Genomic DNA, 11706 nt, shown 5'->3' on the forward strand with positions numbered 1-11706 from the left:
CGCGGCAGGGTCCGCGCCGGGGTCATCGCCACCGTGGCGACGGCCCTCACCGTGGGCATGCTGCCCGCCGCGTACGCCGCGCCGCCGCCGGACGACAACCGCGCCGGCGTCGACCTCGTCGACCTCCCCGCCACGCCGCCGGCGCCCGGGCAGGACGGCGGTGCGCTGGCGGACATGACGACGCCCGAGGCACCTCCCGCCCCGGAGTACGAGCCGGAGAAGACCTCCGCTCCGGCGGGCACGGGTCTGGACGCCCCCGCCACCGGGACGGTCACCGACCTCGCGCCGGGCGAGACCGTGCCGGTGGCCGGTCTGCCGGTCGAGGTCGGCGCGCCCGAAGGCGCCACGGTCGCGCAGACGACCGCGCTGGAGGGCGACTGGCAGGTGGCCCTGGCCACCCAGCCGGAAGTGGCCGCCACGGACGTCGAGGGCATGGTCTTCACCGTGAAGCCGCCGACCACGGCGGTCGGTCAGGCGAAGATCGCCCTCGACTACACCACGTTCGCCGAGCTGTACGGTGCCAACTGGGCCGACCGGCTCCAGCTGGTGAAGTTCCCCAGCTGCTTCCTGACCACCCCGGACACGGCGGGCTGTGACGAGCCCACCGAGATCGACACCCGCAACGTGGTCGAGGGGCAGACCGGCGACGCCTCGGGCGACGGCGTCCTGGACGGCGAGCGCCGCATCGAGGCGACGATCGACGTCGCCCAGCTGACCGACCCGGCCGTCACCGCGCCGGTCACCCCGGCCGCCGCCACGGACACGGGCACCGGCACGAGCACCGGCACCGTCGTCAGCGCCGTGTACCGGCCCTCGTCCGCCACGTCCTCCGTGAAGACGGTGGCGACCGGCTCCAACTCCTCCGTCCTCGTCGCCACTTCCGCAGGCAGCGGCGCCAAGGGCGACTTCTCCGCCACCCCGCTGCCGAGCGCCGGTTCCTGGTCGGCCGGCTCCAGCTCGGGCGGCTTCTCCTACACGTACGCCATGCAGGCCCCGCAGGTGCCGGGCGGCCCCGCCCCCAGCCTGGGCTTCAGCTACAACTCCCAGGGCGTCGACGGCCGCACCTCGGCCACCAACAACCAGGCCTCCTGGATCGGCGACGGCTGGGAGTACAACCCCGGCTCCATCACCCGGACCTACCGGGCCTGCCGTGACGACCTGACGAACGGCAACAACGCCAAGCGCAAGACCGGCGACCTGTGCTGGGGCTCGTACAACGCGACCCTGACGCTGGGCGGTACGACCACCGAGCTGGTCCTGCCCGACGGCGCCGACCCGGAGTCCGACAAGTGGGTCACCGCCAACGGCGACGGCTCGCGCGTCGAGCTGCTCAAGAACGTGAACCTGGGCAACGGCGACAAGGACGGCGAGTACTGGCGCGTCACCACGCGTGACGGCACGCAGTACTACTTCGGCCTGCACAAGCTGCCCGGCTGGCAGGCCAAGGACCCCAACGACCCGGCGGACAAGGACGACCCGGTCACCGACTCGGTCTTCACCGTCCCGGTCTCCGGCAACCAGGCGGGCGAGCCCTGCTACGACGCCACCTTCGCCAACTCCTTCTGCAAGCAGGCCTGGCGCTGGAACCTCGACTACGTCGTGGACGGCAGCGGCAACGCCATGTCGCTGTGGTGGGAGAAGGAAGTCAACCACTTCGCCCAGAACCTGAAGTTCAAGACGCCGGTCCCGTACGACCGGGGCGGCTACCTCTCCCGTATCGACTACGGACAGCGCGCCTCCACGCTCTTCACCGCCGCGCCGCTCGGCCGGGTCGCCTTCAAGGTCGACCAGCGCTGCTACGCCGAGGACGGCATCGCCTGTACGGACGAGAACTTCGCCTCCGGCGACTTCGCCAAGAACCGCATCTGGTACGACACCCCGGCCGACCTGTACTGCTCCGGCGCCACCGGCAAGGAGTGCTACGTCCCGGTGCCGACCTTCTGGTCGCGCATGCGCCTGGCGCAGATCACCACGGAGACGCAGCGCACCCAGGGCTCCACGGCCCTGTCCAGGGTCGACACCTGGACGCTGCAGCAGTCGCTGCCCGCCGAGCGCACCGACGAGGGCACCGCGCTGTGGCTGGAGTCCATCACGCGCACTGGCTTCGACGCGTCCGGCAATGCCATCGCGCTGCGACCGGTGACGTTCGTCCCCAACGCCCTTCCCATGCCGAACCGCGTCAAGGAGGGCGCGAGCGATCCGAACCCCACGTTCGACCGGCTGCGCATCGAGCGCATCATCAGCGAGTACGGCGGCGAGACGGTCGTCACGTACGCCAAGCCCAGCGGCGCGTGCGCCACGGGCACCGGCTTCCCGGCCCCCGAGAGCAACACGGGCCTGTGCTTCCCGGCGTACTGGCACCCGGACCCGGACAAGTCCGACGAGAGCATCGACTGGTTCAACAAGTACGTCGTCGGCAAGGTCGAGGAGCTGCCCGGCATCAAGGGCGTCGAGCCGGTCTCCACGTCCTACGAGTACGTGGGCGGCGGCGCCTGGGCACTGAACCAGGCGGAGTTCTCCAAGAAGAAGACGCGGACGTACGACCAGTGGCGCGGCTTCGAGCTGGTGCGCACCATCGGCGGCGCGGACTCCGTGGCGCCGCCGACGACGGACCCGAACGCGGCGGACCACTTCACCAGCACCAAGCGGTCGAAAACCGAGACGCGCTACTTCCGCGGCATGGACGGCGACAAGCTGCCTGACGGAACGTTCCGCCAGGTGGAGGTCAAGTCCAGCTCCGGTGCCGTCATCGCCAAGGACTCGCTGCCCTTCCAGGGCCGCGTCGCCGAGACGCTGACGTACAACGGCGTCAGCGGCGACCTGGTCACCCGCTCCATCGACTACCCGAGGGCCGTCGAACTCGCCTCGCGCACGCGCGGTGACGGCATCCCGGTGCTCAAGGCCTACCGGGTGCTGGAGGACAAGAGCACCTCGGTGACCCGCGCCTCGGGCACCTTCCCGGGTGACACCCGCACCTGGCGGACGACCCAGGTCAACACCACCTACGAGGACACCTACGGCCTGCCGGTCACGGTGGAGACGTGGGGCGACATGGGCAAGACCGGCGACGAGTCCTGCACGGTCATGTCGTACGTCCACAACACCGCCAAGCACCTGATCGGTCTGGACAAGGAGACGCTGACCACGGCGGGCCTCTGCTCCGCCGCGGCCACCGCCACGGGCGCCGACTGGATCTCCGGCTCGCGCGTCGCGTACGACGGCGGCGCCTTCGGCGCGGCTCCGTCGGTCGGCCTGGCCACCACGACGTGGGACGTCAGCGGCGCGGGCGGCAGCTGGATCCAGAACGGCTCGCTGTCCTACGACGACTACGGCCGTACGACCTCCACCACGGACGCGGCCGGCAACACCGCGACCACCACGTACACCCCGGCGTCCGGCCAGGTGTACTCGATCACGACGACGAACGCCCTGGGCCACACCTCGAAGGCGGACATCGACCCCGCGCGAGGCACCACGCTCAAGGAGACGGACGCCAACGACCGCACCACGGCGTACGCGTACGACGCCCTCGGCCGCACCATCAAGGGCTGGGGCACGTCCCAGGCGACGACCGAGCCCCCGACGGTCGAGATGACGTACAACACGAAGCCGGGCGAACCGGTCTCGATCGTCACCTCGACGCTGAAGGACAACGGCAGCCGCTCCGAGTCGGTCGTCTTCTACGACGGCCTCGGCCGCGAGCGCCAGCGCCAGGAGCCGGCCGTCGGCACCGGCCGCCTGGTCACGGACATCAGGTACAGCGCCAACGGCACGATCGCGCGCAGCGACAACGCGTACCACGCCCAGGGCGACCCGCAGACGGTGATGTACGAGGTCGCCTCCGACTTCCGCATCCCCAACTCAACCCTGTACGCGTACGACGGCCTGGGCCGTGTGCTCTCCGAGACTCCGTACGAGGCGGGCACGCCGAAGCCGGAGAAGGCGACGCGCTACGAGTACGGCTTCGACTACTCGACGGTGATCAACCCGACGGGCGCGGCTTCCCAGCGAAGCTGGAGCGACGCGCTCGGGCGCACGGTGAAGGTGGACACGTTCACGGACGCGGCGCGGACGGCGTTCCGGTCGACCACGTACAAGTTCAATCCGCGGGGCGACCAGAGCGAGGCGGTCGACGCTGGGGGCAACACGTGGTCCTGGACGTACGACGCCCGTGGCCGTCAGGTGTCCGCGACGGACCCCGACACGGGCACGAGCACTACGACGTACGACGTCCTGAACCGTTTGGTGACCAGGACTGACGGTCGAGGCGTGACGGTGTGGAACGGCTACGACAAGTTGTCGCGTCCGACCGAGCAGCGACTGGACTCGTCCACGGGAACACTGCTCACCTCAAAGACGTACGACACGGTGATCGGTGGCCTGGGTCTCCCGGCGACCGCTACCCGATTCACGGACGGCTTGGGCTACACCACCTCCGTGACGGGCTATACCGCCGAATATCAGCCGACCGGCAAGAAGCTCACGCTTCCGGCGTCGATCGCCCAGTCGTATGGCCTGCAGGATACGTACCAGTACGCCTACGAGTACACCAAGACGGGACTGCTCCAGTCCGCTTCGATGCCTGCAGCGGGTGCGCTGAGCGGCGAAAAGGTCATCACGAGGTACAACGAGGACGGCCTGCCGATCTCGACCTCCGGCCTGGAGTGGTACACGGCGGAGACGAACTACAGCGTCTACGGCGAGGTCCTGCGCTCGGTCACCGGCGAGCACCCCAACCGGGTGTGGACCACGAATCTCTACGACGAGTCGGGTGGTCAGCTCACCGACACCATCGTCGACCGCGAGTCGATCACCGACACCACGACGGTGACCAACCACCGCGTCAACGCCCGGAAGTACGCGTACGACCCGGCCGGAAACGTCACCTCCATCGCGGACACGTCGAACGGCGTGACGGACCGGCAGTGCTTCAGCTACGACGTGCTGGGCCAGCTGGCCGAGGCGTGGACGGCGCCGACCTCCTGCATCGCGGCCGGCAAGACCGAGGCGAAGCCGTCGTACGAAGACGGCACGACCAACGTCACCGCCAAGAGCAACGGCTACTGGAAGTCGTACAAGTACGACGTTGCCGGCAACCGCACCGAGCTCGTGGGGCACCACATGGCGCTCGTCAACGACGCGACCGTGCTGGACACGACCAAGGACGAGCGGACCACCTACACGTACGGTGCGTCGGACGGCTCGCAGCCGCACACGCTGACCGGGATGTCCCACACGTACAAGTCGGACTCGGGCGCCATGGTCACGAAGCCGTCGACCCGGGTGTACGACGACTCCGGCAACATGACCTCGCGCGTCGACGGCGGAGATGCCCAGGCGCTGACGTGGACGTGGGACGGCAAGGTCGAGAAGATCACCGGCTTCGGTGAGAACGGTTCCGGTTCCTGGACGGGCTTGGCCGGCAAGTGCCTGGACCTGTCCAGCGGTTCCACGGTGGCCGGTACGCCCGTGCAGCTGTACGCCTGCAACGGTTCCAAGCCGCAGAAGTTCCGCATCGACGGGGCCACGCCGACGGACTCGTCCAAGGGTTCGCTGAAGATCCTCGGCCACTGCGCGATGCCGAAGGACGGCGCGACGGCCGACGGCACAGGCGTGGTGATCGCCGCCTGCACGGGCGCTGCGAACCAGCAGTGGACGGTTGTGGCTGCCGGGAACAAGCTCAAGCACGTCGCCTCGGGCAAGTGTTTGGCCGTCCCCGCTGGCAACTCGGCCAATGGAACCGACCTCCAGCTGCTGCCCTGTGACGCCGGCGGTGAGGCCCAGTCATGGGTGCCGGCCAACGAGACCAAGTACATCTACGGCCCTGGTGGGGAGCGGCTCCTCGCCGTGACCGCGACCGAGCGCACGTTGTACATGGGTGACACCACGGTCTCGACGACCGCGAGTGGAGCGCTGTCCTACACGGAGCGGTACTACGCCCAACCGGGTGCTCCAGCGGTGATGCGTCACGCTTTCGGCACCGGCGCCTCGGTCCTCTCGGCTCAGATCGCCGATCACAATGGCACGGCGTACATCGACGCGACGCTCGCCGCCGGCAACGCGGTGCGGTTCAGCAAGAGCGATCCGTTCGGCGTGAACCGCACGGAAAACGCGGCTAACCGCTCCCACCGCGGCTATATCGGTGGTGAGGACGACACGGCCAGCGGCCTGGTTCACCTGGGTGCCCGCGAATACGACCCGTCCACGGGTCGCTTCATCTCGGCCGACCCGGTCCTGGACCTGGCCGACCCGGTACAGAAGAATGGGTACGTCTACTGCGAGAACAACCCGGTCACGTTCGCCGACCCCTCGGGCTTGGCGTCAGAGTCCTCCGGTGGTGGCGACTACGGCGGTCCTTCGAAGTCGGAGGAGGCCTGGGCGAACCAGCAGCTGAACACGTCCCTTGAGGACGTCATTCTGAGCGTTGGCTGGGCCGCGCTGAAGGCGTTCGTCGGCTGGGATGACGTCGTCAGCTGCTTCTCACGGGGTGACCTGTGGGCCTGCGGCAGTCTGTTCCTCGACGCGATCCCGATTCTGAAGCTGCACAGGGTCCCCGACGTCATCAGTGCGGCAAACCGGATCGCCGGGGCCATCAACGCATGGATGAAGGCCAAGGAGCGCGCCAAGAAGATCATCGCCATGGCCAAGGCTGCGAGAGAAGCTGCCCGTAAGGCGGCTGCGGCGAAGAAGGCTGCGGCGGCGAAGGCCGCTCAACTGAAGAAGAAGGCGCAAGAGGCCGCCACGAGAGCAACAAAGAAGGCGGCACAGAAGACTGGCAACGCGGTTCAGAAGGCACAGAAGGCCGTAGCCAAGGCAAAGGAGACCGTCAAGACCGGCTATCAAAAGGTCAAGGCAAAGGCGTCGGGTGGTGGCAAGGGAGGTAGCTGCGAGAGAGACTCCAATAGCTTCACCCCCGGCACACCCGTCATGATGGCGGATGGAACCAGCAAGCCGATCGAAAAGGTTAAGAACGGCGATAAGGTTCTGGCCACCGACCCGGAAACGGGGGAGACGAGCGCAGAGACCGTCAGCGCTGAGATCAAGGGCGAGGGCGTCAAGAAGCTCGTCAAGGTCACGATTGACACGGACGGCGACAAGGGCTCGTCGACTGCGACCGTCACCGCGACGGATGGTCACCCCTTCTGGGTTCCGGAGCTCGGCAAGTGGATCAACGCCACTGAGCTGCGGTCCGGTCTATGGCTGCAGACGAGCGCTGGCACATACGTTCAAGTCTCCGCAATACAGCGCTGGACGGCCTCGGCGGCGGTCCACAACCTTACTGTCACCGACCTGCACACGTACTATGTGCTGGCGGGGGCGACGCCCGTCCTCGTTCACAATTGTGGAAAAACCCTTGACCGCGCTGAGGAGCTTTTCGAGCGGCGCACCAGCAAGAAGTCGACCGTGGCGGTTGCGCGTGTGCGGAGTACGGCGAACCCCGAGGTCGAGCAGACTTGGGTGGCTACCGAGATGACGGGTATGCCGGACGAGTGGAAGGGATCCGGAGGCCCGCTGAACGGGACGGGTGAGCGGTACATACCAGGTGAAGGCCACGCGGAAGCCACCATCGTCGGCGCTCTCGGGAGCAAGTGGGAGCTAGTGGAACTGGCCTCGTCGACTAATATGTGTGAGCCCTGCTTCGGCAAGGTGAAGGGTAAGGGGCTGGTGCCGAGCGTTATCGGCTCTCGAATTTCCAGTCGCATGGGCTATACGAACTATAGGCTTATGGTTCGTCCGGAGAACTTGTGAGGGCGCGTTGGCTGATCTGAATTTTTCTGCGGCGGCGAGCTACCGAATCTCCGGGGCCTTTGGCCTGTTGTCTTCCGCGCGGCTTGCTGTAGTGGCAGAAGAGGCCGGTACGCCGGTTCTTCACGAGATGCGGCGGCTGGTTTCCAGTATGGGAGGCCTGCGTGGTCAGGTGTCTCCCGGCGACCTGCCGGCCGTGCAGCGGTTCGTCGATGACGTTCCTGTCTTGGACGACCCTGTGAGTCCTATCTACTTCTCCTGCACTGCTGCCATGATCGCTGCCGACTCCATGATGGAACGTTCGGATTCCCCAGAACGTTTGGCTTGGCGCCTGTCGAGTAATGCGATGAATGCCTGGGACAGTTGTGACCGCATTCTGCGGCGGACGCCCAAGGTGGCTAATCGCCTGTATGAAGAGATGGGGGCCACCCTGAGGGAGAAGGAGGAGGATATGCAAAGGGACGTGTTGCGTCGCCTGGCAAATGCTCCCGATGTCGGAGAGGTCTATTCGGCTATGCTGCGGACCGTAGAAGCCGATCAGGCATATATGAAACCGATTGCAATCACTCTTTCTCGGAACGCTGGCTGGTGATTCCATTGCCATGTTGGTTTGTGGGCCCGGCAAGGCATAGGCCCGGCCGAGACGGGGTGGCGCCGTGAGGCGGCGCTTCGGGGTCGCATCGGCGGTCACGGTCCTGGCACCGTTGACGGCCTGCACGGTGGCCGCCGGCGGCGGCTCCTCCGACCATGGCCTGAAGCGCCCCCCCGAGCCCAGCCCCGCCGCCACCGTCGGCGGGCTCAAGGCCGCCGCCCTGTCCGGGGCGGACGTCGCCGGGTTCACCGTCAAGGTGCCCGGCGACGGGGCGGCGCCCCGGCGGGAGGACGTGGCGGCCGAGGAGCGGTGCGCCCCCGTGGCGTTCGGCCTCGTCGGCGCGGTCGTCGGGAAGGCGGAGGAGACTGTGACCCGGCAGGTGGTCGATGCCAAGGGCGCGGCTACGACCGTGACCCTCGGGGCGTACGAGAAGGACGGGGCTCAGCAGGCGATGACCGAGCTGAGCGATGCCGTCGAAGCGTGCGCCAAGGGGTTCGACGTCAGCGTCAAGGGCGAGAGGCAGCGGGTCACCAAGGTGGACCGGGAGCTCGCTCCCCAGGGGGCCGAGCAGGCGATGGCTTTCGGCATCACCACCGACAAGGGCACGGTGAAGCTGGTGGTCGCCCGCAAGGGCGGCGCCCTCGGCTACTTCACCGCCCCGGTGCTGCCTCAGGCGGTCGTCGACGCGCAGCTCGTCAAGCTGGGCTGAGCCCTCGGCGCCAACTCGCACCACAACAGCTTGCCGTTCCGGCCGAACAGGTCGTCCCCCAGCGGATAACCGCCCCAGTTGTCCGCGTACGTATGCACCAGCCACAGCCCGCGCCCGCTGTCCGCGTCTGACGGAGCGGGGGCGGGCTGTCGCATGCCCGGAGGCCGGTCGAAGGGTGCGGGGATGTGGGGGTTGGTGTCCCACACGCTGATCCGTAGCCACCCCTCCTCCATGCGCCGCAGCCGCAGCGTCGCCGGGCCATCGGAGTGGCGGTAGGCATTGGTGACCAGCTCGCACGCCACCAGCTCGGCGGTGTCCGTGAGTTCGTCCATGCCGTGACCGGCGAGCACCGCCCGCAGGGTCATCCGGGCCACGCGTGGTGCGCGGGGGTTGTGGGGAATCTGGAGGAGGTACGACCACGGGGCATGCGGGGATACGGTGTCCACGGAAGTCTCCAGTGGGGAGGTGGGGTTGATCACTCGACGACGGGACCGCGCGGTGGCCTTGCCGCGGGACGCGGTGCGCTTCCGCTGTGCAGGTCGGGCCAGTTGAGTGGCTTGAGTCACACCGTAGGGCAGTCGCTGATATACCTACTAGCGATTCGCTAAGAACTATCTCAACTACCCACCTGTGGGTGACACATCGGTACGGATGTGTGAGGAGAACGGAGAACCGTGGCGCCCAGCACCACCCCCACGCTCCGCCAGCAGCGACTTGGCACGGAGCTGCGCAAGCTGCGGGAGCAGGCCGGACTCACGTCGACCGGCGCCGCCCAGCTGCTCGGCGTCAACCAGGCGCGTATCAGCAGCATCGAGTCGGGCCGCTACGCGGTGAGCGCCGAACGTGTACGCGCCTTCGCCCGCACGTACGCGTGCACCGACGAGGCGCTGATAGAGGCACTGTGCGGCATGACGGGTGGCCGCACTCGGGGGTGGTGGGACGCGTATCGGGAGCACCTTCCCGCCCGGTTGGTCGACGTCGCCGAACTCGAGCACCACGCGACCGAGTTGCGTGTCGCGCTGGTAATCCACATCCCGGCGCTCCTGCAGACGGCCGACCACGCGCGGGCGCTGTTCAGCGAGGTCGTCCCACCCTTCTTGCCGTACGAGGCGGAACACCGCCTCTCCCATCGCATCAAGCGTCAGGCCGTGCTCCACCGGGACCCGCCCATCCCGTACACCGCCCTCATTCACGAAGCCGCGCTGCGAATGGGATTCGGCGGTTCGAAAGTCGCCCGCGCACAGCTCCAGCACATCATCGACATGAGCGAGCGTGACAACGTCACGGTCCGCGTGCTTCCGTTCGGCAGTGGCGCGTTCCCGGGAACCGGGCAGTCCATCGACTATGCGTACGGCCCTGTGTCACAGCTCGACACCGTGCAGGTCGACACCCACTTCGGGTGTGAGTTCGTCGACGCGGAAGCTCAGCTCGTCAAGTTCCGGTCCGTTCTCGACCGCATGGAGGCGGCGAGCCTCAAGCCGGCGGAGACACGGGACTTCATCCATCGGCTGGCCCACGAGGTCTGAGAGGAAGTCACACGTGCACGCGTACCAGTGGCGGAAGTCGTCCTACAGCGGTGACGGTACGAACTGCGTCTGCCTCGCCACCGCCCCCGACGGCACCGTCCTGCTCCGCGACAGCAAGGCGCCGGCGCGGCTCGTCGCCGCGAGTGCCGAGGCCGTGAGCCGGTTCGTGGGGGCGGTCGCGGCGGGGTGGTTCGACGGGCCGCGCGCGCGTTTGTGATCACGCTGCCATCACGGAGGCGTTTCATGTCGTGCACACGCAATCACCGCAGCTCCACGCGCGCCTAGTGTTGACGCAGTCGCGACAAGCGGCACCCCCACCCAGCGAAAGCAGCGTCATGCGAAGCACTCTCGTCCGCCGTACCGCCGTCGCCGCCGCCGCGGTCTCCCTGGCCGTGCTGGCCACCGCCTGCAGCGGATCGGCCGAGAAGGGCGGGGACGCGGGGCAGAAGGGCGACAAGGGGAAGGCGTCCGCCTCCGCCGAGGCTCCCGGAGGCGAGGGGGCCGGCGTCAAGGCGCCGTCCTCCGCGGAGTTGGAGAAGCTCGCGCTCGCCGAGGGGGACGTGAAGCTGCACGAGGTGAAGAAGTCGACCGCAGCCGAAAAGATCACGGCCGCCGAGATCCAGACCGACAAGCCGGAGTGCGTCGCCGTCGCCCGCGCTGTGGCCGGCGTGGCGCAGGGTCAGCCCGTGGGGACCGCCGAGGCGCGGCGGGTGAACGAGAAGCCCGAGAAGAACAAGAAGGCAGTCGAGGCGGGTGACGTCATGGCGGCGTTCGACCTGACGACCACGCAGGTCGTCCTCGGCTCGTACGACGGCAAGGGCGCCGAGGGCGCCTTCGCGGCGCTGCGCACGGCGGCGGCCGACTGCGCGGGCGGGTTCACCACCACCTGGAAGGGCGAGCAGTCGAAGGTGACCAAGGTCACCGAGGTCAAGGCCGCCGGTGGCGACGAGGCCGCGGCCTGGGACGTCGCCGTCGACCAGGAGGGCGAGACGGTGACGTACAAGATCGCCGCCGTGCGCAAGGGCGCCGTGATCGGCTCCTTCTCCTCGTTCAACCTCATCAGCTCGCAGGGCAAGGACTTCCCGCTGCCCTCCGCCGTCATCGAGGCGCAGGTCGCCAAGCTCGGCTGACCG

The 11706-nt window shown here is 68.0% G+C and carries 7 protein-coding genes; 6 read left to right on the plus strand and 1 reads right to left on the minus strand.

The genetic code is table 11. From position 1 onward, the window contains the following. Positions 1-33: 33 nt before the first annotated feature. From ACIRNI_RS01195 to ACIRNI_RS01205, 3 genes are all read left to right on the plus strand, one after another. Positions 34-7749 (plus strand): ricin-type beta-trefoil lectin domain protein, encoded by a 7716-nt coding sequence (locus tag ACIRNI_RS01195; protein WP_403547226.1) that lies wholly within the window; start codon positions 34-36, stop codon positions 7747-7749. 7 nt (positions 7750-7756) lie between these two features. After that, on the plus strand, positions 7757-8338 hold the full coding sequence (locus tag ACIRNI_RS01200; RefSeq protein ID WP_403547228.1) for a hypothetical protein: 582 nt from the start codon (positions 7757-7759) through the stop codon (positions 8336-8338). A 64-nt stretch (positions 8339-8402) separates the two neighbouring features. After that, positions 8403-9047 carry a hypothetical protein gene (locus ACIRNI_RS01205; protein ID WP_403547230.1) on the plus strand — a complete coding sequence of 215 codons (645 nt, stop codon included), beginning with the start codon at positions 8403-8405 and terminating at the stop codon, positions 9045-9047. On the opposite strand, the gene ACIRNI_RS01210 is transcribed toward ACIRNI_RS01205, so the two are convergent. Then, positions 9008-9493: an ATP-binding protein gene (locus tag ACIRNI_RS01210; RefSeq protein WP_403547232.1), complete on the minus strand. Its 486-nt coding sequence runs from the start codon at positions 9491-9493 to the stop codon at positions 9008-9010. The two genes, ACIRNI_RS01205 and ACIRNI_RS01210, sit on opposite strands and share 40 nt — an antisense overlap. A 228-nt stretch (positions 9494-9721) precedes the next feature. Here ACIRNI_RS01210 and ACIRNI_RS01215 point away from each other — a divergent pair, with 228 nt between their 5' ends. From ACIRNI_RS01215 to ACIRNI_RS01225, 3 genes are all read left to right on the plus strand, one after another. Further along, positions 9722-10573, plus strand: a complete 852-nt coding sequence (locus ACIRNI_RS01215) for a helix-turn-helix domain-containing protein (RefSeq protein ID WP_403547234.1) — start codon at positions 9722-9724, stop codon at positions 10571-10573. Positions 10574-10586: 13 nt separating this feature from the next. Continuing rightward, positions 10587-10790, plus strand: a complete 204-nt coding sequence (locus ACIRNI_RS01220) for a DUF397 domain-containing protein (protein ID WP_403547236.1) — start codon at positions 10587-10589, stop codon at positions 10788-10790. A gap of 118 nt (positions 10791-10908) precedes the next feature. Beyond that, positions 10909-11703 carry a hypothetical protein gene (locus ACIRNI_RS01225; protein WP_403547238.1) on the plus strand — a complete coding sequence of 265 codons (795 nt, stop codon included), beginning with the start codon at positions 10909-10911 and terminating at the stop codon, positions 11701-11703. Positions 11704-11706 lie beyond the last annotated feature (3 nt).

The sequence above is a fragment of the Streptomyces sp. NPDC093546 genome (genome assembly GCF_044765045.1).
Lineage (GTDB): Bacteria > Actinomycetota > Actinomycetes > Streptomycetales > Streptomycetaceae > Streptomyces.